At 67.1% G+C, this 23,691-nt stretch carries 26 protein-coding genes and 1 tRNA gene; 15 read left to right on the forward strand and 12 right to left on the reverse strand.

Annotated features, from left to right (window positions below):
* Positions 1–40: 40 nt before the first annotated feature.
* Genes EMQ25_RS13325 through EMQ25_RS13335 form a run of 3 tightly spaced genes read right to left on the reverse strand, consistent with a single transcriptional unit; the run spans position 41 to position 2,132 of the window.
* Complete coding sequence (locus EMQ25_RS13325) at positions 41–445, reverse strand: Fur family transcriptional regulator (RefSeq protein WP_127189069.1); 405 nt, start codon at positions 443–445, stop codon at positions 41–43.
* Positions 442–1,260, reverse strand: coding sequence for a zinc ABC transporter permease subunit ZnuB (gene znuB, locus EMQ25_RS13330; RefSeq protein ID WP_127189070.1), 819 nt, complete (start codon positions 1,258–1,260; stop codon positions 442–444). The genes EMQ25_RS13325 and znuB overlap by 4 nt, the downstream gene beginning before the upstream one ends.
* On the reverse strand, positions 1,260–2,132 hold the full coding sequence (locus tag EMQ25_RS13335) for an ATP-binding cassette domain-containing protein (protein WP_127189071.1): 873 nt from the start codon (positions 2,130–2,132) through the stop codon (positions 1,260–1,262). The genes znuB and EMQ25_RS13335 overlap by 1 nt, the downstream gene beginning before the upstream one ends.
* Before the next feature lie 116 nt (positions 2,133–2,248).
* Here EMQ25_RS13335 and znuA point away from each other — a divergent pair, with 116 nt between their 5' ends.
* Positions 2,249–3,364, forward strand: coding sequence for a zinc ABC transporter substrate-binding protein ZnuA (gene znuA, locus EMQ25_RS13340; protein ID WP_127189072.1), 1,116 nt, complete (start codon positions 2,249–2,251; stop codon positions 3,362–3,364).
* On the opposite strand, the gene EMQ25_RS13345 is transcribed toward znuA, so the two are convergent.
* On the reverse strand, positions 3,345–3,701 hold the full coding sequence (locus tag EMQ25_RS13345; RefSeq protein WP_127189213.1) for a DMT family protein: 357 nt from the start codon (positions 3,699–3,701) through the stop codon (positions 3,345–3,347). The two genes, znuA and EMQ25_RS13345, sit on opposite strands and share 20 nt — an antisense overlap.
* Positions 3,702–3,867: 166 nt before the next feature.
* On the opposite strand from EMQ25_RS13345, the gene EMQ25_RS13350 reads away from it, so the two are divergent.
* The gene (locus EMQ25_RS13350) at positions 3,868–4,380 is read left to right on the forward strand and encodes a DUF2937 family protein (protein ID WP_127189073.1); all 513 of its coding nucleotides are present in this window, start codon (positions 3,868–3,870) and stop codon (positions 4,378–4,380) included.
* Positions 4,381–4,461: 81 nt separating this feature from the next.
* Positions 4,462–5,862, forward strand: a complete 1,401-nt coding sequence (ahcY, locus tag EMQ25_RS13355) for an adenosylhomocysteinase (protein WP_127189074.1) — start codon at positions 4,462–4,464, stop codon at positions 5,860–5,862.
* Between the two features lie 69 nt (positions 5,863–5,931).
* Here ahcY and EMQ25_RS13360 read toward each other — a convergent pair whose 3' ends face one another.
* Positions 5,932–6,678, reverse strand: coding sequence for an SDR family NAD(P)-dependent oxidoreductase (locus EMQ25_RS13360; RefSeq protein ID WP_127189075.1), 747 nt, complete (start codon positions 6,676–6,678; stop codon positions 5,932–5,934).
* A gap of 166 nt (positions 6,679–6,844) precedes the next feature.
* Between EMQ25_RS13360 and EMQ25_RS13365 the strand changes: the two genes are divergently transcribed.
* Complete coding sequence (locus EMQ25_RS13365) at positions 6,845–7,909, forward strand: aldo/keto reductase (protein WP_127189076.1); 1,065 nt, start codon at positions 6,845–6,847, stop codon at positions 7,907–7,909.
* Between the two features lie 9 nt (positions 7,910–7,918).
* Here the strand turns inward: EMQ25_RS13365 and EMQ25_RS13370 are convergent, their stop codons facing one another.
* The 7 genes from EMQ25_RS13370 to EMQ25_RS13400 form a co-directional block, all read right to left on the reverse strand.
* A complete protein-coding gene (locus EMQ25_RS13370; RefSeq protein WP_127189077.1) occupies positions 7,919–8,722 on the reverse strand; it encodes a YoaK family protein in 804 nt (267 codons plus the stop codon).
* Positions 8,723–8,781: 59 nt separating this feature from the next.
* Complete coding sequence (rnk, locus tag EMQ25_RS13375; RefSeq protein WP_127189078.1) at positions 8,782–9,198, reverse strand: nucleoside diphosphate kinase regulator; 417 nt, start codon at positions 9,196–9,198, stop codon at positions 8,782–8,784.
* Positions 9,199–9,543: 345 nt separating this feature from the next.
* A tRNA-Ala gene (locus tag EMQ25_RS13380) sits at positions 9,544–9,619 on the reverse strand.
* Positions 9,620–9,734: 115 nt separating this feature from the next.
* A complete protein-coding gene (locus EMQ25_RS13385) occupies positions 9,735–10,142 on the reverse strand; it encodes a TIGR02300 family protein (RefSeq protein ID WP_127189079.1) in 408 nt (135 codons plus the stop codon).
* A 122-nt stretch (positions 10,143–10,264) separates the two neighbouring features.
* Positions 10,265–11,278 carry an ABC transporter permease gene (locus EMQ25_RS13390; RefSeq protein WP_127189080.1) on the reverse strand — a complete coding sequence of 338 codons (1,014 nt, stop codon included), beginning with the start codon at positions 11,276–11,278 and terminating at the stop codon, positions 10,265–10,267.
* Positions 11,275–12,873, reverse strand: coding sequence for a sugar ABC transporter ATP-binding protein (locus tag EMQ25_RS13395; RefSeq protein WP_127189081.1), 1,599 nt, complete (start codon positions 12,871–12,873; stop codon positions 11,275–11,277). Before EMQ25_RS13395 ends, EMQ25_RS13390 begins: the two co-directional genes overlap by 4 nt.
* An 87-nt stretch (positions 12,874–12,960) precedes the next feature.
* Entirely contained in the window at positions 12,961–13,911 is a 951-nt protein-coding gene (locus EMQ25_RS13400) for a substrate-binding domain-containing protein (RefSeq protein ID WP_127189082.1), read from the reverse strand.
* Positions 13,912–14,131: 220 nt separating this feature from the next.
* Here EMQ25_RS13400 and aroA point away from each other — a divergent pair, with 220 nt between their 5' ends.
* From aroA to trpA, 11 genes are all read left to right on the forward strand, one after another.
* Positions 14,132–15,499, forward strand: a complete 1,368-nt coding sequence (aroA, locus tag EMQ25_RS13405) for a 3-phosphoshikimate 1-carboxyvinyltransferase (RefSeq protein WP_127189083.1) — start codon at positions 14,132–14,134, stop codon at positions 15,497–15,499.
* Entirely contained in the window at positions 15,496–16,155 is a 660-nt protein-coding gene (locus EMQ25_RS13410; protein WP_127189084.1) for a (d)CMP kinase, read from the forward strand. The genes aroA and EMQ25_RS13410 overlap by 4 nt, the downstream gene beginning before the upstream one ends.
* A 174-nt stretch (positions 16,156–16,329) precedes the next feature.
* Complete coding sequence (gene rpsA / locus EMQ25_RS13415; protein ID WP_127189085.1) at positions 16,330–18,033, forward strand: 30S ribosomal protein S1; 1,704 nt, start codon at positions 16,330–16,332, stop codon at positions 18,031–18,033.
* An 82-nt stretch (positions 18,034–18,115) separates the two neighbouring features.
* Positions 18,116–18,619 (forward strand): GNAT family N-acetyltransferase, encoded by a 504-nt coding sequence (locus EMQ25_RS13420; RefSeq protein ID WP_127189086.1) that lies wholly within the window; start codon positions 18,116–18,118, stop codon positions 18,617–18,619.
* Between the two features lie 65 nt (positions 18,620–18,684).
* A complete protein-coding gene (gene sppA, locus EMQ25_RS13425; protein WP_127189087.1) occupies positions 18,685–19,662 on the forward strand; it encodes a signal peptide peptidase SppA in 978 nt (325 codons plus the stop codon).
* Positions 19,663–19,700: 38 nt separating this feature from the next.
* Complete coding sequence (locus tag EMQ25_RS13430) at positions 19,701–19,979, forward strand: integration host factor subunit beta (RefSeq protein ID WP_127189088.1); 279 nt, start codon at positions 19,701–19,703, stop codon at positions 19,977–19,979.
* 33 nt (positions 19,980–20,012) lie between these two features.
* Entirely contained in the window at positions 20,013–20,378 is a 366-nt protein-coding gene (locus tag EMQ25_RS13435) for a lipopolysaccharide assembly protein LapA domain-containing protein (RefSeq protein WP_127189089.1), read from the forward strand.
* A 29-nt stretch (positions 20,379–20,407) separates the two neighbouring features.
* On the forward strand, positions 20,408–21,073 hold the full coding sequence (locus EMQ25_RS13440) for a phosphoribosylanthranilate isomerase (RefSeq protein WP_127189090.1): 666 nt from the start codon (positions 20,408–20,410) through the stop codon (positions 21,071–21,073).
* Between the two features lie 84 nt (positions 21,074–21,157).
* Positions 21,158–22,372 carry a tryptophan synthase subunit beta gene (trpB, locus tag EMQ25_RS13445; protein WP_127189214.1) on the forward strand — a complete coding sequence of 405 codons (1,215 nt, stop codon included), beginning with the start codon at positions 21,158–21,160 and terminating at the stop codon, positions 22,370–22,372.
* Positions 22,373–22,490: 118 nt separating this feature from the next.
* Complete coding sequence (locus EMQ25_RS13450) at positions 22,491–22,670, forward strand: hypothetical protein (protein WP_127189091.1); 180 nt, start codon at positions 22,491–22,493, stop codon at positions 22,668–22,670.
* 82 nt (positions 22,671–22,752) lie between these two features.
* Positions 22,753–23,580, forward strand: coding sequence for a tryptophan synthase subunit alpha (gene trpA / locus EMQ25_RS13455; RefSeq protein WP_127189092.1), 828 nt, complete (start codon positions 22,753–22,755; stop codon positions 23,578–23,580).
* Positions 23,581–23,691: the final 111 nt, after the last annotated feature.

Here is a 23,691-nt window from a genome sequence, read left to right on the forward strand (position 1 = left end):
GAAAGACCATACCCGGTTGCGGTGACGCGCAGGTGACGGCTCAGGCGCGCGCGCAGGCCCCGCAGCGACCGCGCAGTTCGATCGTCGTCCGTCGGGCAACGAACCCCTTCTTTTCGGCCCAGTCCCCCAGCCGCGCCTCGACGACGGGATCGGAAAACTCGTCGACCCGCCCGCAATCCTCGCAGATGGCGAAGGCGACGGGCCCGGCATCGGCGTCATGGCTGTGCCCATGCGCGCAGGCGACGAAGGCGTTGAGCGATTCGAGCCGGTGCACGAGCCCCAGTTCGGTGAGCTTTTCGAGCGCCCGGTAGACCTGCAGCGGCGCGCGCAGGCCCTCGGCCCGCAACAGGTCGAGCAGCCCATAGGCGCTGACCGGCGCTTCGGCATGGGTCAAGGCCTGTAAGACGAGAGCCTGATTGCGCGTCAGCGCCTGGTTCGGCGTCATCTTGTGTCTCCGCCAGCAATGCGCCCGGACCGGAAGGCCGGCACGAGCATGGACAAAAGGAAGAGGACGAGCGCGGCCACCACGATCGAGGGGCCCGATGGGGTATCCCAGCTCAGCGATCCGAAAAGCCCGCCCGCCACCGCGATCGCCCCGAGCACCGAGGCGATGCCCGCCATATGTTCGGGCGTCGCCGCCAGCCGCCGGGCCGTCGCCGCCGGGATGATGAGGAGCGCGGTGATCAGCAGCACCCCCACGAGCTTCATCGCGATCGCGATGATGCCCGCCATCAGCAGCATGAAGACGAAGCGCGCGCGGGCCGGCTTCAACCCCTCGGCTTCGGCGATCTCCGCGCTGACGGTCGCCGCGAGCAGGGGCCGCCAGAGCCAGAGGACGATCCCGAGGATCACCGCCCCCCCGAAATAGATGAGCGCGATATCGGCCCGCGTCACCGCGAGGATGTCCCCGAAGAGGAACCCCATGAGGTCGATCCTGAGCCAGCTCATGAACGCCACCATGACGAGCCCAATGGCGAGGGTGGAATGGGAGAGGATGCCGAGCAGCGCGTCCGTCGACAGGCCCGGCCGGCGCTGCAGCAGGAGGAGCGCCATGGCCACGAGCGCGGCGATGATGAAGACGCCGACCTGCATCTCGATCTCGAGCAGAAGCGATACCGCGACCCCCAGAAGCGCCGAATGGGCCATGGTGTCGCCAAAATAGGCCATGCGGCGCCAGACGATGAAGCAGCCGAGCGGACCGGTGACGAGCGCGAGGCCGACCCCGGCAATGAGCGCGCGGGAAAAGAAATCGTCGAGCATCAGTGAGCGTCCTGCCGCGGCGCGCCGGTCCCGACCTGCCCGAGCGGGCTCTCCCCGGCATGGTCGTGATGATGCCCGTGAGCGTGATGATGGGCGTGAGCGTGCCCGTGGTCGTGTCCATGATCGGAAACGCGTCCGTCGGGCAGATGGGTGTGGTCATGATCGTGCTGGTAGAGCGCCAGCGCCCCGGCCGCCCGCTGCCCGAAGAGGCGCAGATATTCGGGGCTCTGCAGCACGGTCTGGGGCGTGCCGCGGCAGCACACATGCCCGTTGAGGCAGACCACCGTGTCGGTCGCAGCCATCACCACATGGAGGTCGTGGCTGATCAGCAGGATGCCGCAACCGGTCTCCGCCCGGATCCGCGCGATGAGCTCGTAAAGCGCCACTTCGCCTGAAAAATCGACCCCCTGCACCGGCTCGTCGAGCACCAGCAGGTCGGGCCGCCGCAGCATGGCCCGCGCGAGGAGCGCGCGCTGGAACTCGCCGCCCGAAAGCTGCTGCACGCTTGCCGATGCCAGATGCCCGATCCCGACGGCCTCGAGCGCGCGCGCGATCTCGGCCGGCTTCTGCGCCCCGGTCAGCGTCATCAGGCGCTTCACCGTCAGCGGCAGCGTCCAGTCGATCGCGAGCTTTTGCGGCACATAGCCGATCCGAAGCCCCGGGGCGCGCGCAATGCTGCCGGCATCTGCGCGCAGCACCCCCGTCACGAGCTTGGCCGTGGTCGATTTGCCCGAACCATTGGGGCCGATCAACGTCACGATCTCCCCGCGCCCGATAGCGAGGTCGACGTTGGAGACGAGCCAGCGCCCGTCGCGGCGCACGCCGGCACCGCTCATCTCGATCAGCCTGTCGTCCGAAACAGCAAAATCCATTGCGTGCGTCTTCCGTCTTGTAAGGGGCAAACCTCTACGTTATAGCGTTACGCCGCGAAAGCGTTATGTCATAACATTTCGTTGCTGATTGACGAATTTCAAGCGGAGCGGACAAGATGCGCAAGACCACCATAGCCGGGACCACGATCACCGGGGCGATGGCCCTCATCCTCATGGCCGGGACGAGCCAGGCCCTCGCCGCCCCTGCGGTCGTTGCCTCCATCAAGCCCGTCCACGCGCTGGTCAGCGCCGTGATGGCGGGCGTCGGCGAGCCCACCCTCCTCGTCTCGGGCAGCGCCTCGCCCCACACCTATGCGCTTCGCCCCTCCGATGCAGGCAATCTGCAGAACGCCGAGATCGTCTTCTGGACCGGCCATGGCATGGAAACCTTCCTCGAGGACGCCCTCGATACCCTTGCGCCGGGCGCCACGACCATTGCCCTCTCCCAGATCGACGGGCTGACGCTGCTGCCGACCCGCGAAGGCGGCGCGTTCGAGCCGCACGCCCATGATGACGAGCACGACCATGCTCATGACGACGCTCATGATCACGATGACCATGATCACGACCACGACCACGACCACGACCACGACCACGACCATGACCATGACCATGATGACCACTATCATGCCGCCCACGACCACGATGACCACGACCACGATGACCATAGCCGCGATGATCACGCCCATCACGATCATGCCCATGGCGGCCCGGACATGCATTTCTGGCTCGATCCCGACAATGCCGCGCTGATGGTCGACGCCATCGCCCGGAGCCTTGCCGAGGCCGATCCCGAAAATGCCGAGGCCTACGAGGCCAATGCGGAGGCCGAGCGCGGCCGGCTCGCCGATCTCGCCGCCGAACTCGAGGCCGAGCTCGCTCCCGTGGCGGATCGTCCCTTCATCGTCTTTCACGATGCCTATCAGTATTTCGAGCAGCGCTTCGGGCTCTCGGTCGCCGGTTCGGTGACCGTCTCGCCCGAGATCATGCCGGGCGCCCAGCGCATCAACCAGCTGCGCGCGCGCGTCGCCGATGCGGGTGCGGTCTGCATCTTTGCCGAGCCGCAATTCGAGCCCGCCATCATCGCGGCCATCGCCGAGGGGTCCGCGTTGCGCACCGGCATCCTCGATCCCGAAGGGGCCGATCTCGAGCCGGGCGCCGATCTCTATGCGGCGCTGCTCCGGGGGCTCTCGGCCGATCTCGTCGACTGCCTCAGCGCAACGGCCCCTTGAAGATGAAGAAGGCCCCGAGCCCGATCAGTCCGAACCCGATGCCGTGGTTCCAGGTGAGCTTTTCCCCGAGCACCAGCACCGCGAACCCGGCGAAGACGGTGAGGCTGATCACCTCCTGAATGGTCTTCAGTGCTGCTGCGCTATAGGTGCCGTACCCGATCCGGTTGGCGGGTACGGCCAGCCAGTACTCGAAAAAGGCGATCCCCCAGCTGATCATCACCGCGACCCAGAGCGCGGTGCCGGGAAATTTGAGGTGCCCATACCAGGCAAAGGTCATGAAGAGGTTCGATCCGATCAGCAGGAGGATCGGCGCGAGATGGGGAAAGCTCAGCTGCATGGAACACCAGGGGGGCGAATCGGCCGGCGCGTGCGGCATGCGCCATATTTGCGCCGGGTCCCCGTGGCAGAGCAAGGCCGGTGAGAGGCGGCCCGGACCGTTGACGCGTTCTTGATTGCCGCGCACCCTTGCCGTCCACCAATGCCTGCGCGGAGCCGCCCACCCGATGCGACGCACCCTTGCCTTTCTCGGCGGCATCCTGCTCGCCATCGCGCTCTCGCAATTCCCCGAATACGCCCAGCAATACACCCAGCGCCTCGGGGGCGCGGTGGACGAACTCGCCATCATCGCGGCCGAATTCGATACCGCCGCGACAGACGCTGGCCTTACCCGTGAGGCGGCGATCGCACGCTTCAGCCAGAGCGGCGACAGCTTCCTCTCGGGCCGTGGAGAGAGCATGGCGCGCACCTTTGCCCGCCACGCCGAGCTGAGCCGCCTTCTCGCCGATATCCGCAATGCCGATCCGCTCGAGCGCCTCATGCGCCTGCCGGCCTATGCCGATACCGAGATCGGGCTCCGAACCCTCGAGAATTTCCGGCCTGCCGTGCCCGTCACGCCCGAAGGCTTCCTCTATGCCGGCGCAGGCTTCTTCATCGGCTCGCTCCTCGTCTCGGCCCTGCTCTGGCTCCTCGTTCTCCCCTTCCGCCGCCGGCGCGTCGTCTATCGCGAGCGGATATAAAGTTTTCTTTATATCCCGGTTGATCGGCTGCCGGCCCCCGCGTATAAGCCGCGCAACGAGGCATATCCGGGCAGAGCGAGCATGAGCAGCACCACCGATTACGTGATCAGGGACATCGGCCTGGCCGATTACGGGCGCAAGGAGATCGGCATGGCCGAGATCGAGATGCCCGGGCTGATGGCGATCCGCGAGGAATATGCGGCCAGCCAGCCCCTCAAGGGCGCCCGCATTGCCGGTTCGCTCCACATGACCATCCAGACGGCCGTCCTCATCGAGACGCTGGTCGCGCTCGGGGCAGAGGTCCGCTGGGTCTCGTGCAACATCTTCTCGACCCAGGATCACGCCGCCGCCGCCATTGCGGCCGCAGGCATCCCGGTCTTTGCCCACAAGGGCGAGACGCTGGAGGAATACTGGGCCTATACCGACCGCATGATGGAATGGGGCGATGGCGGCACGCCCAACATGATCCTCGACGATGGCGGGGACGCCACCATGCTCGTCCTCAGCGGCGCCAGGGCCGAGACCGATCCTTCGGTCCTCGACAAGCCGGGCAATGAGGAAGAGGAAATCCTCTTTGCCACCATCCGCGCGCGCCTTGCGAAGTCGCCCGGCTTTTATTCACGCATCCGCGACGCCATCCGCGGGGTCTCCGAGGAAACGACGACCGGCGTCATGCGCCTCTACCAGCTTCAGGAAAAGGGCGAGTTGCCCTTCCCCGCGATCAACGTCAACGACAGCGTCACCAAGTCCAAGTTCGACAACAAATACGGCACCCGCGAAAGCCTCGTCGATGCCATCCGGCGCGGCACCGACGTGATGCTGGCGGGCAAGGTCGCCATCGTCTGCGGCTATGGCGATGTCGGCAAGGGCTCGGCACAGTCCCTGCGCGGCGCCGGCGCGCGCGTGCTCGTCACCGAGGTCGACCCGATCTGCGCGCTGCAGGCCGCCATGGACGGCTATGAGGTCGTGACGCTCGAGGACGCCGCCCACCGCGCCGACATCGTCGTCACCGCCACGGGCAATCGCGACGTCGTCACGGTCGACCATGTGCGCCTCTTCAAGGACATGGCGATCGTCTGCAATATCGGGCACTTCGACAACGAGATCCAGGTCGGCGCGCTGCGCAACTTCAAATGGACCAACGTCAAGCCGCAGGTCGATCTGATCGAGCTGCCCTCGGGCAACCGGATCGTGCTGCTTTCGGAAGGCCGGCTCGTCAATCTGGGCAATGCCACGGGTCATCCGAGCTTTGTGATGAGCGCGTCCTTTGCCAACCAGACCCTCGCCCAGATCGAGCTCTGGACCAATGGCGAGACCATGGAGAAGGCCGTCCACGTGCTGCCCAAGCATCTCGACGAAAAGGTCGCCGCCCTCCACCTCGCCAAGCTCGGCGCCAAGCTGACGACGCTCTCGCCCGACCAGGCCGCCTATATCGGGGTCCCGCAGGCCGGCCCCTTCAAGTCCGAGCAGTATCGCTACTGATCCTGTGCCTCACCGGCAGCAAAAAGGGGCGCCCGGCGGGCGCCCCTTTTTGTTTGACGTCATGGGCGCTCAATAGGTCGCGCGGCCGCCCGAAAGGTCGAACACAGAGGCGGTGGTGAAGCTGTTTTCCTTGGAGACCAGCCACGCCACCATGTTGGCCGCCTCGTCCACTTCAAGGAACCGCCCGCGCGGAATGCGCTGGAGCATGTAGTCGATGAACTCGGGCGTCACCTGGTCGAGAATGCGGGTGTTGGCCGTCGCCGGGGTGATCACGTTGACCGCGATGTCGTGCTTGGCCAGTTCCTTGCCGAGCGACTTGGTCATGCCGATCACCGCCGCCTTGGAGGCCGAATAGGCCGAGGCGTTCGGGTTGCCTTCCTTGCCCGCGATCGAGGCGATGTTGACGATCCGCCCGTAATTGCGCGCCTTCATGCCCGGCACGATGGCGCGGCTGACGAGGAAGGTGCCGTGCACGTTGATGTCGATGACGCGCTTCCACTCATCGATCGGATATTCGTCGAGCGGGGCGATCTTGCCGGCGATGCCGGCCGAATTGACGAGGATCGAGACCGGCCCCGCCACGCGCGAGGCCTCGGCCTCCGCCGCGACCACCGCCTCGGCATCCGTCACGTTGACCGTCACGGTGCTCGCCTTCTCCCCCAGCGCGGCCTTCGCCTTTTCGAGCAGCGCGCCGTCCATGTCCCAGAGGCTGACATTGGCCCCCGATGCGACGAGCCGCTGCGCGATGGCAAAGCCGATCCCCTGCGCTCCCCCCGTGACGACGGCCGACTGGCCCTCTAGATCGATCCTGTTCATCAGCTCTTCCCGTTTCCTTGCGCAAAATGCGATTGGCGCCGCCCCCTTAGCAGATTTTCGCCCCGCGCAGGAGGCGCAAACCCCGATTCCGGTACGCCCGCACCACGCCCATGCAAAGCGCTGCGCTTTGGGCTAGGCTCCCCTGATCAATCGAGGAGCCTCAAAGATGAAATACCGCCTGCTCGGCCGCTCGGGCCTCAAGGTCTCGGTCATGACCATGGGCACCATGACCTTCGGCAAGAAGGAGCCCGGTGCGCCGATCGGCTCGACCGACCTGAAATCAGCGTCCCGCCAGATCGATCTCTGCCTCGATCACGGCGTCAACCTCTTCGACACCGCGAACATCTACCAGCAGGGCAATTCCGAGGCGATCATGGGCGAGGCAATCGCCGATGGCCGCCGCCAGCGCATGCTGATCGCCTCCAAGGCCCGCTTCCCCGTCGGCAGCGGCCCCAACGACCAGGGGCTTTCCCGCCACCACATCATCGCCCAGTGCGAGGCGAGCCTCAAACGCCTCCGCACCGACTATATCGACCTCTACCAGTGCCATGAATGGGACGGGCAGACCCCGCTCGAGGAGACCATGGAGGCCCTCGACACCCTCGTGCGCCAGGGCAAGGTCCGCTATATCGGCTGCTCGAACTATTCGGGCTGGCACATGATGAAGGCGCTCGCCATCGCCGATGCGCGCCACGCCCAGCGCTTCGTCTCCCAGCAGATCCACTACACGCTCCACACCCGCGACGCCGAATACGAGCTCGTGCCGATCGGGCTCGATCAGGGCCTCGGCATTCTCGTCTGGAGCCCCATTGCGGGCGGCCTGCTCTCGGGCAAGTACCGGCGCGATGCCCAAAAGCCCGAAGGCGCGCGCCACCAGAGCGTCCAGAAGGAGCCGCCGGTGCGCGACTGGGAAAAGCTCTACGACATCGTCGATGTGATCGTCTCGGTCGCCGAGGCCCGCGGGGTGTCGGGCGCACAGGTGGCGCTCGCCTGGCTCCTCGGGCGCCCCGGCGTCACCTCGGTCATCATCGGGGGCCGCAACGAGGCCCAGTTCGAGGACAATCTCGCCGCGGTCAATCTGGACCTGACCGAGGACGAGCGCGCGCGCCTCGACGCCGTCAGTCAGCCCCCGCTCCTTTATCCCTATTGGCACCAGTCCTTCACCGCCGCCGACCGGCTCGGCCCCGCCGACCTCGCCCTCCACGCGCCCTACCTCGAAAAAAAGGGCTGATCGTTCCGCTCAGGCCCGGTCCGGCGGTGCGGCCGGTCCGGGTCGGGTCAGAGGCCGCGTCGCCCGCCCTTTTCGCCTGCCGATGCGCGGCAGGGCGATGAGGGTGAGGAGGAGGGCAAGCGGGATGGTGAAGGGGAAGCCGAGGACCGAAAAGCCGATGGCGCCCGAAAGGCCGCCGAGGAAGAAGGCGCTGACGAGCCCGAGCAGCAGTTTCAGCTTTTCCCGGTCGGCCCGGACCGGGTGGGCAGGATCGTCCCGCGCCTCGCGATAAAGCGCCTTGCCGATTTCGATGCCGATATCGGTGATCATGCCGGTGAGGTGGGTGGTCCGGATGCGGGCGCCCGAGAGTTTCGTCACCGTTGCGTTCTGCAGCCCCATGATGAAGCAGAGAACCCCGATCAGCGGGCCGAAGGGGCCATCGGGGCCGAGAACCGCGGCGAGCCCGCCAAATCCCAGCAGCAGCGCCGCTTCGAAAAGGATCGGATAGGCGTATTGCCGCGACCGCCGGTTGCGCCGGCCCCAGTTGACGAGCACGGCCGAACTGGCCGCGCCTGCAATGAAGGCGAGGACGGCGAGAAGCGCCGGCCAGACGAGATCGAGCGCGCCCAGCACGAGGCTGTCGGCGGCGAGCGAGACGATGCCCGTCATGTGCGAGGTGTACCAGCCGATGGCGAGGAACCCGCCCGCATTGACCGCACCGGCAACGAAAGTCAGAACGAGCGCCAGCACGCCATCGGCCCAGCGCGTGCGCCTGTGGGCGGTGGCAAGCCGCAGGCGCCCGAGACGGCGGAGCGGGGGATGGGACAGAGCCATGGGCGGGCCTCCACCGGTGCCGGAACGGCCCCGGGCGCAGGGCTGAAGCCCCGCATCGCTCATTTAGGCGCGCCGGGGCCCCGGGGGCAAGGCAGGGCCTTGAGGGATCCGGCCTCGACCGATTTTACGGTCAGGCTCCGCTCGGAGCCGTCCGGGGCTTCGAAGGCGATGGACTGGCCCGGCCGCAGCCCGAGCAGCGCCGTGCCCACCGGCGTCAGCACCGAAATCCGCCCCTCGGCAATATCGGCCTCGGCGGGATAAACGAGACGCACGGTGACCTCGCGCCGACCATCGGCGAGATAGGTGACGCGGGCGCCCATCCTTACAGCGTCGTCGGGCACCTTGCGGTCAGGGACGATCCGCGCCCGTTCGAGTTCGACGAGCAGCGCCTCGCCTCTGCCGCTGCGGGCCAGCGAAAGCAGGGTCTGGTGTTCGGTTTCTCCCAGCAAGATGCGGGGTTCGGAGGATTTGGACATGTGGGGATCTCCGGCCCTCCGCGCGCGTCATGCGCCGGCGGCAGGGCCAAGTTTGAATGCGTGTGAATGAACTATGCGCCGAGAGACTTGGCGTCTTGGCGCGGGCATGCCCGCGCGCTCTGCCCCAAGGCGGATGACGCGCACCGCCTTAGGGCCGCGCTCCCATCACCGGATGGAGGCGCGCCGGACAATCGCGATGCTGGTCCGCTCGAATGCGCATGTTCAAAAGGTAATGCCGTGCGGAGGGAAGTCAATGGGCGCCCGGCCGGCCCGGGGGAGGAGGGCTAAAAACAAAAGGCCCGCTTGCGCGGGCCCATGTTCGTCTCCGGTCTACCGGATCGGGGATGGTGGAGCCAATCGGAATCGAACCGACGACCTCTTGAATGCCATTCAAGCGCTCTCCCAACTGAGCTATGGCCCCGACTTCCCGTCTCGCTTCGAGTGGAAACCCTCCCGAAGCGAGGCGCAACCTAGTGAAGGGTTTTGCCCGATGCAAGAGCCAAAATCGGGCTTTTGCAACAAAACCGTCGCGATGCTCAGCGCTCGCTGTCGGTCTCGACGTCGAAGTCGAGATTGTCGTCCTCGTCCTCGTCTTCCTCGAGGAAGACGTCCGCGTCGTCATCGCCCAGATCCTCGACATCCTCGACGTCTTCGACATCGGGAATGTCCTCGTCCGAATCCGCGCCTTCCTCGGCATCGGCTTCGTCGAGCGAGATGATCTCGGGCGCTGCTGCGTCCTCGGTCTCCTCGTCCTCGGTCTCTTCGACCTCGGCCGGAGCGGCGCGCCTCTCGGCGGGGCGGGCCACCGCTGCAACCGTCTCGAAATAGGAGCGCGGATAGGACTTGCCGGTATAGGGCGAGACCACCGGGTCCAGGTTCAGATCATAGAATTTCTTGCCCGTTTCGGGGCAGGTTCGCTTGGTGCCGCGTTCAGAACTGGCCAATCTCGTTCCCTCTTGGGTCTTGGGCGCTTTCCGGCTCGGTTACGGAGAAAGGCCCCATCTGTCAAACCCAAAAATGGGCCCGGGCGGCCGGGGTTCCCCGCGGCGTTGCCCATGGGTGACGCTCAGCCCCGGGCCCGCGTTTTGAGCCAGCGGTCAAAGGCGACGGCGAGGATCAGGATGAGCCCGATGACCACCTGCTGGGTGTAGGAGCTCACATTGTTGAGCACGAGCCCGTTGACGAGCACCCCGATCAGCGCCGCCCCGATCACCGTGCCCGCAATGCTGCCGATGCCGCCGAAAAGGCTCGTGCCCCCGATCACCACGGCGGAGATGACGGTGAGCTCGTAGCCGATGCCCGCCACTGCCTCGGCGGAGTTGAGCCGCGCCGAGAGGACGAACGCGGCCAGCCCGCAGAAGAACCCGACGATGACATAGACCGAGACCAGCACCCGGTCGACCCGCACGCCAGAGAGCCGCGCGGCCTCCGCATTGCCGCCCACCGCATAGACCGCCCGCCCGAAGCGGGTGTAGCGCAGCACCATGTGGCAGATGATGGCGGCGATGGCGAAGATGATGACGGGCACGGGAACCGGCCCGATGAGCCCGGTGCCGAACCAGCGCATGGTGGCATCGAACCCCGAGACCGGCCCGCCGCCTGAAATGGTAAGGGTGAGCCCGCGCCAGATGGTGAGCCCCCCGAGCGTGACGACGAAGGGCGGCACCTTGAGCCGGGTGACGGCCAGCCCCTGGATCGCTCCGCAGGCCGCCCCGACGATCAGCGCGGCAAGGAGCGCGGCAAACCAGCCAAAGCCCGCCTGACCGCCTGCGGCGGCGAGCGAGGACGTCACCCCGCCCTTGGCGACGACGGCGGCCACCATGCCGCAGAAGGCTAGCAGCGAGCCGACCGAGAGATCGATCCCGGCGGTGAGGATGACGAACGTCATCCCGAGCGCGATGAGCCCGGTGATCGAGATCTGCCGCATCACGTTGAAGAGATTGACCGGGTTGAGGAAATTGGGGTTCATGAGCGCGAATACGATCATGAGCAGGAGTAGGAAGATCAGCGGCCCGAACCGCATGATCAGCTTGAACATGTTGGGGCCCTTGCGCTCGGCGCTGGCGGCTTCGGTGGTCATTGGCCCTTCTCCCCCAAGGCCATCAAGGCCATCAGTTTTGCTTCGCTCGCCTCGCGGGCGGGCAGCTCTCCGGTGATGCGCCCTTCGCGCATGGTGACGATGCGGTCGCTGACCGCGAGGATCTCGGGCAATTCGGACGAGATCACCATGATGGCGATGCCGCGCGCGGCGAGCTGCACGAGAATCTGGTGCACTTCGGCCTTGGCCCCGACGTCGACGCCGCGCGTCGGCTCGTCCACGATCAGCACCTTGGGGTCGCGCGCCAGCCAGCGGGCGAGGATCACCTTCTGCTGGTTGCCCCCCGAAAGCCCGTCGATCGTCTGGTCGGCATCGGCCATGCGGATGTTGAGCATGCGCTTGTATTCGGCGAGGTCGGCGCGCTCGCGCTTCTCGTCCATCAGCCCGCCGAAGCGGGCATAGGCGTCGAGCGCGGCAATCGAGAAGTTCGAGAGAATGCCGAGCGCCGCGAAGATCGCCTGGTGCTTGCGGTCCTCGGGCACGAGCCCGATCCCGAGCGCAATGGCGTCGGCCGGCGAGGCCGGGCGGATCTCGGTGCCATCGAGGGTCAGCGTGCCGGCAGCGACCGGGTCGGCCCCGAAGATGGCGCGGGCGAGTTCGGTGCGGCCCGAGCCGACGAGCCCCGCCACCCCGAGGATCTCGCCGCCCCGCAGGTCCAGATCCACCCCGTCGAGGACGATCGCGTGCGGCGCCTCGGGGTTGGGCGTGGTCCTCAGCCCGCGCACCTCTAGCCGCACCGGGCCGGGCGTGGCGCGCTCGGCGGGGCGGGCATAAAGCTCTGAGGCGGCCCGGCCCACCATGTTTTCGATGATGGCGGGGATCGGGATCGGCCCGTCGCCGCGCTCGAGATGCCCCGCGAGGCGCCCGTCGCGCAGCACCGTCATGCGGTCGCAGATGCCGGACGCCTCCTCGAGGCGGTGGGTGACGAACATGATCGCGACGCCCTCTTCGCGCAGCCGCGCCATGATCGAGAGGAGCCGCGCGACTTCGGTTTCAGAGAGCGCGGAGGTCGGCTCATCCATGATGATGATGCGCGAGGAGAGCGACAGCGCCCGGGCGATCTCGACCATCTGCTGCTCGGCGACCGAAAGGGCCGAAACGACCGTCTGCGGATCGATGCGCAGCCCCACCCGGGCAATGATCTCGCGCGCCTCGCGGCGCATGCGGCCCCAGTCGACGAGGCCGAGCCGGCCGATGGGCGCGCGGCCGATGAAGATGTTCTCGGCGACGCTGAGCGTCGGAATGAGGCTCAGCTCCTGGTAGATGGTGATGATGCCGAGGCTCTGGGCGTGCTGCGGGCTCGTGATGGTAACCGGCGCACCGTCGATGAGGATGCGGCCTTCGGTCGGCGGCTGCACGCCCGACAGGATCTTGAGAAGCGTAGACTTGCCCGCCCCGTTCTCCCCCATCAGCCCGAGCACTTCGCCCTTGCGAAGGCTGAGCGAGACATTCTCGAGGGCGGTGACGGCGCCGAAGCGCTTGGTGAGCCCCTCGATCGCAAGGAGAGGAGTGGCCGGGCCGGGTTGAGCAGCGGTGTGCGCTGGGATCTGGGCGGCGGTGGCGGTGCCGGAAGTCATGGGTCTTGGGCTCCGTCGGACGATGCCATTGCGGGGACGGCCGGGACGGACCCGTCCGTCCCCGCAATGTGCGAGCGGGAGGAACCGCTACTGGATTTCGCCCAGGCGCTCGGCCTGGTCGATATTGTCGGTGCCGATCACGATCGGGGTCAGCAGCACCACCTCGCTCTCGGGCTCGGTGCCGTCGCGCTTGAAGTCGACCGCGATGCGCAGGGCCGTACGGGCCTGCTCGCCAGGGAACTGCTCGACCGTGCCGGCAAGGCCGCCGTCGCGGACCGCTGCGAGGGCCTCGGGCAGAGCGTCGAAGCCGTAGATGGCGACATCGGTGAGGCCGGCCGCGGCGACCGCTTCCATGGCGCCGAGCGCCATGTCGTCATTGGCCGCGATGATCACGTCGGGCGCGCCATTGGCGGCAAGCCCCGCTTCCACGACGCTCAGCGCTTCGGAGCGCGAGAAGTTCGCGGTCTGCTCGAAGACGATGTTGTACTGCTCGCCCGCTTCGTCGAGCACGTTGTGCACGCCCTGGTTGCGGTCGATGGCCGGGCCGGCGCCGGGCTGGCCCTGCAGGTGGAAGATGGTCGCGCCATCGGGGAAGGCTTCCATGACCGCGCGGGCCTGGGCTTCGCCGCCCAGCACGTTGTCCGCACCGACATGGGCGAGGATGCCCTCGACGCCGTCGACGCGGCGGTCGACCGTCACCACGGCCACGCCTGCGGCCACGGCCTGCTCGACGGCAGGAGCGAGGGCGTTGACGTCGAGCGGCGACATGACGATGGCGTCGGCGCCCTGCACGATGGCGGCTTCGATGTCCCCGGTCTGCTTGGGGGCCGAGTTCTGGCCGTCGCTCTCGATCAGCGTGATGCCGCCAATGCTTTCGGCTTCGGCGCGCAGCTGGTTGGCCATGTGCACGAAGAACGGAAAGCCGAGGCTCGGCATGGACGATGCGATGGTCAGATCGTCCTGCGCGATTGCGGCAGGGGTGGCGAAGGCGGTCATCGCCAGGACGGCGGACGACAGCAGCAGGCTGCGACGAAGCATGAATTCCTCCTCAGGACAGCAATGTCAGACGGCCACCCACCCCTCTTGGGGCGGACTCCCAGGGCCGTTGGATGAAGAGCCTAGCGGCAGCTTATGGGCCGCGCAAGCACTAACATGCTAGCTTGCAGGGACTGGCGGGAAACTCGGGCTGGAGACGGTGATCTCGTCATGATAAGGCCACCCGAGCCCGGATGAAAGATCGACAGAGACCGTGAGCAGGATGTCCAGCGCCCCTACCGCCTCCGCCCCGCACGCCACTTCCCCCCGCCCGATGACCGCGTCCCGCAGCGACGGGCTGAGGGGCCGCATGCGCGTGCCGGGCGACAAGTCGATCTCCCATCGCGCCTTCATGTTCGGCGCGATGGCGGTCGGGGAGACGGTGGTCGAGGGCCTTCTCGAGGGCGAGGACGTTCTGGCGACCGGCCGCGCCATGCAGGCGCTGGGCGCGACCATCGAAAAGCGCGGCGAGAGCTGGCACATCAACGGGCTTGGCGTCGGCGGCTTCCTCGAGCCGCAGGGCCCGCTCGATTTCGGCAATGCCGGCACCGGCGTCAGGCTCGCCATGGGCCTTTGCGGCACCTATGATTTCGTCACCCGGTTCGTGGGGGACGCATCGCTCTCGGCCCGGCCGATGAAGCGCGTGCTCGATCCGCTGCGCGCCATCGGGGTCGAGGTGGTCGAGCATAATGACAACCGCCTCCCGATCGCGCTTCGGGGCCCGCGCACGCCCCTGCCCATCGAATATCGCGTCCCCATGGCCTCCGCGCAGGTCAAGAGCTGCGTGCTCCTTGCAGGCCTCGTCATCCCGGGCACGACCACCGTCATCGAGCCCATCATGACGCGCGACCACACCGAAAAGATGCTGGCCGGGTTCGGCGCGGACATCCAGATCACGACCGAGGCCGATGGAACCCGGATCATCGAGGTGTCCGGCCTGCCCGAGCTCAAGGCGCAGGCGGTGACGGTCCCCGGCGATCCCTCCTCGGCCGCCTTCCCGATCGTTGCGGGGCTCATCGTCCCGGGCTCCGACCTCATCGTCGAGAACGTGCTGATGAACCCCACGCGCACCGGGCTTTTGACGACGCTGTCCGAAATGGGTGGGCAGATCGAGATCATCAACCGCCGGCTTTCGGGCGGCGAGGAGATCGCGGACGTGCATGTGCGCCATTCGGCACTGAGCGGGGTCACCGTGCCCGCCGAGCGTGCGCCCTCCATGATCGACGAATATCCGGTGCTCGCGGTCGCGGCAGCCTTTGCCGAAGGCGAGACGGTGATGGAAAATCTCGGCGAACTGCGCGTCAAGGAGAGCGACCGGCTGGCAGCCGTCGCACGCGGGCTCGAGGCCAATGGCGTCGATTGCACCGAGGAGGAGGAGCGCCTCATCGTGCGCGGCCGGGGCGCGGTGCCCGGCGGCGGGCAGGTGGCGACCCATCTCGATCATCGCATCGCGATGAGCTTCCTCGTCATGGGGCTCGCTTCGGACCGTCCGGTGAGCGTCGATGACCGCACCATGATTGCGACGAGCTTCCCGCAATTCGTGCCGGGGCTGGGGGCGCTCGGCGCCCGCTTCACGGAGGCCGACGCGTGATCATCGCGGTCGATGGACCCGCAGCGTCGGGCAAGGGCACGCTCGCGGCGGGCCTCGCGCGCCATTATGGCCTGCCCTGCCTCGATACGGGCCTCCTCTACCGGGCGGTGGGCCATGCGGTGGAGGCTCATGAGGACGCGCCCGATTTCGAAGCCCGCGCCATCGCTGCGGCGCAGGGGCTCGATACCGGCCATCTCGACAATCCCGAGCTGACGACGGCGCGCGCCGGTTCGCTCGCCTCCAAGGTTGCGGTGATCGGGCCGGTGCGGCGCGCGCTCTTTGCCTTCCAGCGCGATTTCGCCCTGCAGCCGGGCGGGGCGGTGCTCGACGGGCGCGACATCGGCACGGTGATCTGCCCGGAGGCGGACGTGAAACTCTTCATCGATGCCGACAGCAAGGCGCGCATGGAGCGCCGCGCCCGCCAGCTCGAGGCGCGCGGCGTGAAGGTCGATCGCTACGCGCTCTACCACCAGATCGAGGAGCGCGACGCGCGCGACCGGGCCAATCCCAATGGCGGCTTCTATCCGGCCAAGGACGCCCACTTGCTCGACACCACGCTTTTGGATATAGAAGCCGCACTCCGCGCGGCCGTCGCAATTGTCGATGGGGCCATGGCGCGCAAGGGAAGGCCACTGCCAAAGGCAGACCGGCCTTAAATCCAACCCTTGTGTCCGGGCACCGGCAGCGACAGATTTCGCCCGCGGCAAAAGACCCTTAGGACATCGCCTGCCCGAAAAGCGCCCGAGTACCGGGTCGTTTCCCATTGCGGGAAATGATGGGCGCCCTCACAGGCGAATGTCCGTTCGACAAACGCAAACCCACCGGACGCCATGGAGAACCACTTGGCAGAGACTGCAATGAAGGAAGACTTCGAATCCCTCCTGATGGATTCGTTCATCGACAACGAGCCCCTCGAAGGGACCGTCGTCAAGGGCACCGTGGTGGCGATCGAGAAGGATCTCGCCATCATCGATGTCGGCCTCAAGACCGAGGGCCGCGTCGCGCTCAAGGAATTCGGCCAGGCCGGCCGTGACGGCACCATCCAGGTCGGCTCGGAAGTCGAGGTCTATGTCGATCGCGTCGAGAACGCGATGGGCGAGGCGGTGCTGAGCCGCGAAAAGGCCCGCCGTGAAGAGAGCTGGGTCAAGCTCGAGGCGCTGCACGCCAAGAACGAGCGTGTCGAAGGCATCATCTTCAACCAGGTCAAGGGCGGCTTCACGGTCGACCTCGAGGGCGCCGTGGCGTTCCTGCCGCGCAGCCAGGTGGACATCCGCCCGATCCGCGACATCGGCCCGCTGATGAACGTGCCGCAGCCCTTCCAGATCCTCAAGATGGACAAGCGCCGCGGCAACATCGTCGTCTCGCGCCGCGCCATTCTCGAAGAGTCGCGCGCCGAGCAGCGTTCCGAAATCGTCCAGCAGCTCGAAGAGGGCCAGGTGGTCGATGGCGTGGTCAAGAACATCACCGATTACGGTGCGTTCGTCGACCTCGGCGGCATTGACGGCCTGCTGCACGTCACCGACATCGCATGGCGCCGGGTCAATCACCCGACCGAAGTGCTGCAGATCGGCGAGACCATCAAGGTCCAGATCATCCGCATCAACCATGAGAGCCACCGCATCAGCCTCGGCATGAAGCAGCTCCAGGCTGATCCGTGGGAAGGCATCGAGGCCAAGTATCCGGTCCAGGCCAAGTTCACCGGCCGCGTCACCAACATCACCGACTACGGTGCGTTCGTGGAGCTCGAGCCGGGCATCGAAGGCCTGATCCACGTCTCGGAGATGAGCTGGACCAAGAAGAACGTCCATCCGGGCAAGATCGTCTCGACCTCCCAGGAAGTCGAAGTCGTCGTGCTCGAGGTCGATCCGGACAAGCGCCGCATCTCGCTCGGTCTCAAGCAGACCCTGTCCAATCCCTGGGAGAGCTTTGCAGAGAAGTACCCGGTCGGTTCGGACATCGAGGGCGAGGTCAAGAACAAGACCGAATTCGGTCTGTTCATCGGGCTCGACGGCGACGTGGACGGCATGGTGCACCTTTCGGACCTCGACTGGAACCGGTCGGGCGAGGAAGCGCTGGATGCCTACAACCGTGGCGACATCGTGCGGGCCCGCGTGCTCGACGTCGACGTCGACAAGGAGCGCATCAGCCTGGGCATCAAGCAGCTCGGCGGGGATCCCTATGCCGAGGCCGGCGACACCGTCCGCAAGGGCGCAGTGGTGACCGGCACGGTGACCGAGGTCAATGATGGCGGCATCGAGGTGCAGATCTCCGATACCGATCTGACCGCGTTCATCCGCCGTTCGGACCTCAGCCGCGATCGCAACGACCAGCGTCCCGAGCGTTTCAGCAAGGGCGAGAAGGTCGACGCGCGCGTCACCCAGTTCGACCGCAAGACCAACCGCATCTCGCTCTCGATCAAGGCGCTCGAAATCGCCGAAGAGAAGGAAGCGGTTGCCCAGTACGGTTCGTCCGATTCGGGTGCGTCGCTTGGCGACATCCTGGGCGCGGCCCTCAAGGATCGCGAAAAGAACTAAGGGCGGTCCCTCCGCCCCGGCAGATTGCCGCAAGCCCGAAGCCCGCGCTTTCCGCGCGGGCTTTTTCGTTTATGGTCCGGCCATGGCAAGACCCGGCTATCACTGGCGCGCGCTCAGCACACTCGATCTGCCCGCGCTCGAGCGCATGGCAGCCGAAGTGCATCCGGGTTTCTTCGAGGCGCTCGATGTCCTTGCAGAGCGCCAGGCGCTCTATCCGGACGGCACCATGCTCCTTGAAATGGCGGGCGAACCGGCCGGCTACGTCCTGAGCCACCCTTGGCGGAGCCTTCAGCTGCCCGCGCTCAACACGCGCCTCGGCGCCATCCCGCCGGATGCCGACACCTTCTATATCCACGATCTGGCGCTGCTGCCGGTGGCCCGCGGCACCGGGGCGGCCGCAGGCGCGGTCGAGACCCTCGCCAGCCATGCGCGCCGGCGCGGCTTTGCCACGATGAGCCTCGTGGCCGTTAATGGCTCGGCGGGGTTCTGGGGGCGGCAGGGCTTCGCCAAAGTCGATGCCCCCGCGCTCGCCCGAAAGCTCGCAAGCTATGAGGATGCGGCGCGCCTCATGATGCGCCAGCTCTAGCCTTCGCCTTGCATTTGCCGCGAGCGGGCGATAAGGCCGGCCGAAACCCAAGCAAGGCGGCGCCGATGACCACCGAGACCGAGACGAGCCCCGAGATCGCGCGGCCCGCGGACCCCCATGCCATTCCGGTCGCGAGCCGGCTCCGGCGCTCGCGCCGGCTGTGGCGGACGCTCTTTTTCGTCGCGCTGCTCGTTGCCGTCGTGGCCCTCGCCGGCCGGTTCGCCCTCGAGGGTAGTGCGGGCGGCGGCACCGAGCGCATCGCGCGCATCGAGGTGGATGGCACCATCGTCACCGACCCCGACCGGCTGCGCGCCATGGAGCGGCTCGCCGAGGATCCGAACGTCGCGGCCGTCATCGTCGCCATCAACTCCCCCGGTGGCTCGACCGCGGGCGGGGAGGAACTCTACGAGGCGCTGCGCCGGCTCGGCGCGGACAAGCCCGTGGTGTCGGTCGTCAAGGAAATGGGCGCCTCGGCCGCCTACATGACGGCGATCGCCACCGAGCAGATTTTCGCCAGGCGGCTCTCCATCGTGGGCTCGATCGGCGTCCTCTACCAGCACGTGAATGCGGCGGGGCTCCTCGACACCATCGGCATCGATCTCGACAAGGTGGCCTCCGGGCCACTCAAGGCCGAGCCCGACTTTTCCGGCCCGATGTCGCCCGAGGCGCGCGCCTCGATCGCCGCGCTCGTCAATGACAGCTTCCAGTGGTTCGTCGATGCCGTTGCCGAGGAGCGCGGCATGACCCGGCTCGAGGCGCTGGGGCTGTCGGATGGACGCATCGTGTCGGGGCGCATGGCACTTGAAAGCGGGCTGATCGATCAGATCGGCGGGGAGGCCGAGGCCATCGCCTGGCTCGCCGAAACCCACGACATCGACCCCGAACTGCCCGTGCGCACCGCCTATCCCGAGCCCGATGAAGGCTTTGGCGGGCTCATGCGGCTGCTGCGCGGAGAGGCCCGGTCCATCCTCGGCCTGCCGGCCCGCGGACCCATCATGCTTGACGGGCTCGTATCGCTTTGGCAGGTTGAGCCCTCATTGTAGGGCCTTGGGCCCGAAGCGACGAAGTCCCCGGGGGCGGCATGATCAAATCTGAACTCGTCCAGAAGCTCGCCGAGGAAAATCCGCATCTCTTCCAGCGCGATATCGAGAACATCGTCAACGCCATCCTCGACGAGATCGGGGATGCCATGGCCCGGGGCGACCGGGTGGAGCTGCGCGGCTTCGGGGCGTTTTCGGTCAAGAACCGGCCGGCCCGGGTGGGGCGCAATCCGCGCACCGGCGAACAGGTGGACGTGGGCGAAAAGTACGTGCCCCAGTTCAAGGCCGGCAAGGAAATCCGCGAGCGGCTCAACCGCTGAGCGGTCGGGCGTACGCGTAAAAGGCAAGGCTGCATGGTCAGACGTATAGCGGGTTGGATCGTGCTTGTTCCGCTTTCGGCGGCGCTCATCTTCTTTGCGCTCGCCAACCGGCAATTGGTGGCGGTGCGCTTCAACCCTTTCGGTCAGGACGTGGATCCGGCGGCCCCGCAATTCGGCGTGCCGCTCTTTCTCGTCATTTTCGCGGTGCTGCTCGTCGGCGTGCTCCTCGGTGGGGTCGCCGCATGGTTCGCCCAGGCCCCGCACCGGCAGCGCGAGCGCCACTGGCGGCGCGAAGCCGAACATCTGAGGCGCGAGCTCGATGCGCTGCAGCGCAACCGCGCCGGACGTGACACGGACCGCAGGCTGGTCGAGGTCGACGAGCTGATGGACCCGCGCTGAGACGCCCCCGAAACCCAGCGAACCCGGAAATGGCCGACCCCGTCCTCGTCAAGATCTGCGGCATCAAGACCCTGCCGCTCCTCGATGCCACCATTGCGGCCGGCGCCGACATGGTCGGCTTCGTCCACTTCGCCCGCTCCCCACGCCATGTGGATATCGAGACCCTGCAGATGCTGATCTCGGAGGCCCGCGGGCGCATCGAGACCTGCGTGCTGCTGGTCAATCCGGACAACTCCTGCGTCATGGAGGTGGCCGCGCTTTCTCCCGACTGGATCCAGCTCCACGGGCCCGAAACGCCTCACCGGGTCGATTCCATCCGCGAGGCCGCGGGCATCGCCGTCATGAAGGCGATCCCGATCGGCTCGGCCGAGGATGTCGCGGGCGTCGCAGCCTTCGCCGAAAGCGCGGACCGGCTGCTGCTCGATGCAAAGCCGCCCAAGGGCGCCGATCGTCCCGGGGGTCTCGGCACCCCCTTCGACTGGAGCCTGCTCGAAGCGCTTGACCCCGGGCTCGCCTTCATGCTCTCGGGAGGGCTGACGCCCGAAACGGTCCAAGACGCCATTCGTCGCGTCGGGCCGATGGGCGTCGATGTCTCCTCGGGCGTCGAAACCGCCCCCGGCGTCAAGGATGAGGGCCTGATCCGCGCCTTCGTCTCGGCCGTCCGCGGTGCCGAGCCCGGTCGGGGGGCGGCATAGCGCCGCAATCTGTCCGGGGATCGCGGGCGTATGGGTAGTGGCGTGCTCTGATGCACGCGCAGAAAAAGGAATGGTCCATTGGATATGAGCGGCGCCAATTCACTGCGGCAGGGCCCGGACGACCAGGGTCGGTTCGGCCAGTTCGGCGGCCGCTTCGTTGCCGAGACCCTGATGCCGCTGATCCTCGACCTCGAGGCCGCCTATCGCACCGCCCGTGCGGACGACGCGTTCAACGCCGAAATCGTGCATCTTGCCAAGCACTATACCGGCCGTCCCTCGCCGCTCTATTTCGCCGACCGGCTGACCGAGGCCTATGGCGGCGCCAGGATCTATTTCAAGCGCGAAGAGCTCAACCACACCGGCAGCCACAAGATCAACAATTGCCTGGGGCAGATCCTGCTCGCCAAGCGCATGGGCAAGACGCGGATCATCGCCGAGACGGGCGCCGGCCAGCATGGCGTTGCGACCGCGACGGTCTGCGCCAAGTTCGGGCTGCCCTGCACCATCTTCATGGGCGCCACCGACGTCGAGCGCCAGCGCCCCAACGTCCTGCGCATGAAGATGCTGGGGGCCGAAGTGCGCCCGGTCACCGCCGGCGCGGGCACCTTGAAGGACGCCATGAACGAGGCGCTCCGCGACTGGGTCACCAATGTCGAAAGCACCTATTACCTGATCGGCACGGCAGCGGGTCCGCACCCCTATCCCGAGATGGTGCGCGACTTCCAGTCGGTGATCGGCACCGAACTGCGCGCGCAGATGCTCGAGACCGAGGGGCGCCTGCCCGACGCGCTCGTCGCCTGCATCGGCGGGGGTTCGAACGCCATCGGCTTCTTCCACCCCTTCCTCGATGACGAGGGCGTCGCGATCTATGGCGCCGAAGCGGGCGGGCACGGCATCGACGTGGAGAACGGCCATGCCGCCTCCATGACCGGCGGGCGCCCCGGCGTGCTCCATGGCAACCGCACCTATCTGCTCCAGGACGCCGACGGGCAGATCCTCGAGGGCCATTCCATCTCGGCCGGCCTCGACTATCCCGGCGTTGGTCCCGAGCACTCGTTCCTGCGCGACAGCGGGCGGGTCAAATACATGCCCATCACCGATGCGCAGGCGCTCGAGGCCTTCCAGCTCTGCACACGCCTCGAGGGGATCATTCCCGCGCTCGAAACGGCGCACGGGCTGGCGCTGGTCAAGGCGATCGCCCCCACGATGCGCCCGGACCAGACCATCGTCCTCTGCCTCTCGGGCCGGGGCGACAAGGATGTGGAATCGGTGGGACGGCTCCTCGAAGGGCAGCTCTAGCGCCCAGCCGGCGCGCCGGCGGAACATCCATTCCGCCAGTGCATCACCGCCATGCCCCTGTGGGCCTTCTCATCGGCGCGTGAGCCGCTATCTCTTAGCCAACACAGGAGATAGTCCCATGGCCCGCACCGGTTTCATCAACAACGTCTCGACCTTCTTCGGCGATATCGGCCGCGCCCGTCGCGCCGCCTACACCTTCGAGCGTCTGAACGCGATGAGCGACGGCGCGCTCGCTGCCCGTGGCATGCGCCGCGACGAACTGGCCAGCGTTGCCTACAAGCAGGCTTTCGGCGAATAAGCCGCGCCGCCGCCCCTGTTGACAGTGGCGGCGTCCTGCACCTACACCCAGCGCGACTTTCCCGGGCGTGAGGCGGCAGAAGATGGGTTCGGATCGGATTGGCGCGCGGTTCGCCGCGGTTAAGGCTGAAGGGCGCCCCGCGCTCGTGACCTTCGTCATGGCCGGCGATCCCGACCTCGCCACGAGCCAGGCCATTCTCGATGGCCTGCCGCGTGCCGGCGCCGACATCATCGAGCTCGGCATGCCCTTTTCCGATCCGATGGCCGATGGCGTCGCCATCCAGCTCGCCGGCCAGCGTGCGCTCGAAAGCGGCCAGACCCTGCGCCAGACCCTCGCCATGGTCGAGGATTTCCGCCGCAAGGACAGTCAAACCCCCATCGTCCTGATGGGCTATTACAACCCCATCTATATTTTCGGCGTCGATGCCTTTCTCGCGGCCGCCCGCGAGGCGGGGGTCGACGGGCTGATCGTCGTCGACCTGCCCCCCGAGGAAGACGGCGAGCTCTGCATTCCGGCGCTGGAGGCGGGGATCAGCTTCATTCGCCTCACCACCCCCACGACCGATGACCGGCGCCTCCCGGCCGTGCTCAAGAACACGTCGGGTTTCGTCTACTACGTCTCGATGACGGGTGTTACCGGCGCCGCGATCGCCAATCGCGAGCGCGTCGGCGAGGCCGTGCGCCGGATCAAGGCCCATACCGCGCTCCCGGTGGCCGTAGGCTTCGGCATCAAGAACGCCGAGGATGCCGCCTTCATCGGCCGCGATGCCGATGGCGTCGTGGTGGGCAGCGCGATCATTTCGGCGATCGCCGATACCCTCGATGACGGCAGGCCGACCGAGGGCACCGTGGGCGCCGCCCACGGGCTCGTCGCCGAGCTTGCCGCCGGCGTGCGCCGGGCCAGGGGATAGCGGGTCGGCCCGCTTTGCCAAGGCGGGGCGGGACTGATAACATTCGCCACAATCTGCATTTAGGGACCATGGCCGACGCCCCACAGGGGCTCGCGACCGCATCGGCATAGG

It is taken from the genome of Arsenicitalea aurantiaca, assembly GCF_003994485.1.
Lineage (GTDB): Bacteria > Pseudomonadota > Alphaproteobacteria > Rhizobiales > Devosiaceae > Arsenicitalea > Arsenicitalea aurantiaca.

Coding starts and splice junctions, on each gene's coding strand:
- EMQ25_RS13325 (WP_127189069.1), bottom strand. CDS start 445: ATGACGCCGAACCAGGCGCTGACGCGCAATCAGGCTCTCGTCTTACAG.
- znuB (WP_127189070.1), bottom strand. CDS start 1,260: ATGCTCGACGATTTCTTTTCCCGCGCGCTCATTGCCGGGGTCGGCCTC.
- EMQ25_RS13335 (WP_127189071.1), bottom strand. CDS start 2,132: ATGGATTTTGCTGTTTCGGACGACAGGCTGATCGAGATGAGCGGTGCC.
- znuA (WP_127189072.1), top strand. CDS start 2,249: ATGCGCAAGACCACCATAGCCGGGACCACGATCACCGGGGCGATGGCC.
- EMQ25_RS13345 (WP_127189213.1), bottom strand. CDS start 3,701: ATGCAGCTGAGCTTTCCCCATCTCGCGCCGATCCTCCTGCTGATCGGA.
- EMQ25_RS13350 (WP_127189073.1), top strand. CDS start 3,868: ATGCGACGCACCCTTGCCTTTCTCGGCGGCATCCTGCTCGCCATCGCG.
- ahcY (WP_127189074.1), top strand. CDS start 4,462: ATGAGCAGCACCACCGATTACGTGATCAGGGACATCGGCCTGGCCGAT.
- EMQ25_RS13360 (WP_127189075.1), bottom strand. CDS start 6,678: ATGAACAGGATCGATCTAGAGGGCCAGTCGGCCGTCGTCACGGGGGGA.
- EMQ25_RS13365 (WP_127189076.1), top strand. CDS start 6,845: ATGAAATACCGCCTGCTCGGCCGCTCGGGCCTCAAGGTCTCGGTCATG.
- EMQ25_RS13370 (WP_127189077.1), bottom strand. CDS start 8,722: ATGGCTCTGTCCCATCCCCCGCTCCGCCGTCTCGGGCGCCTGCGGCTT.
- rnk (WP_127189078.1), bottom strand. CDS start 9,198: ATGTCCAAATCCTCCGAACCCCGCATCTTGCTGGGAGAAACCGAACAC.
- EMQ25_RS13390 (WP_127189080.1), bottom strand. CDS start 11,278: ATGACCACCGAAGCCGCCAGCGCCGAGCGCAAGGGCCCCAACATGTTC.
- EMQ25_RS13395 (WP_127189081.1), bottom strand. CDS start 12,873: ATGACTTCCGGCACCGCCACCGCCGCCCAGATCCCAGCGCACACCGCT.
- EMQ25_RS13400 (WP_127189082.1), bottom strand. CDS start 13,911: ATGCTTCGTCGCAGCCTGCTGCTGTCGTCCGCCGTCCTGGCGATGACC.
- aroA (WP_127189083.1), top strand. CDS start 14,132: ATGTCCAGCGCCCCTACCGCCTCCGCCCCGCACGCCACTTCCCCCCGC.
- rpsA (WP_127189085.1), top strand. CDS start 16,330: ATGGAGAACCACTTGGCAGAGACTGCAATGAAGGAAGACTTCGAATCC.
- EMQ25_RS13420 (WP_127189086.1), top strand. CDS start 18,116: ATGGCAAGACCCGGCTATCACTGGCGCGCGCTCAGCACACTCGATCTG.
- sppA (WP_127189087.1), top strand. CDS start 18,685: ATGACCACCGAGACCGAGACGAGCCCCGAGATCGCGCGGCCCGCGGAC.
- EMQ25_RS13430 (WP_127189088.1), top strand. CDS start 19,701: ATGATCAAATCTGAACTCGTCCAGAAGCTCGCCGAGGAAAATCCGCAT.
- EMQ25_RS13435 (WP_127189089.1), top strand. CDS start 20,013: ATGGTCAGACGTATAGCGGGTTGGATCGTGCTTGTTCCGCTTTCGGCG.
- EMQ25_RS13440 (WP_127189090.1), top strand. CDS start 20,408: ATGGCCGACCCCGTCCTCGTCAAGATCTGCGGCATCAAGACCCTGCCG.
- trpB (WP_127189214.1), top strand. CDS start 21,158: ATGAGCGGCGCCAATTCACTGCGGCAGGGCCCGGACGACCAGGGTCGG.
- EMQ25_RS13450 (WP_127189091.1), top strand. CDS start 22,491: ATGGCCCGCACCGGTTTCATCAACAACGTCTCGACCTTCTTCGGCGAT.
- trpA (WP_127189092.1), top strand. CDS start 22,753: ATGGGTTCGGATCGGATTGGCGCGCGGTTCGCCGCGGTTAAGGCTGAA.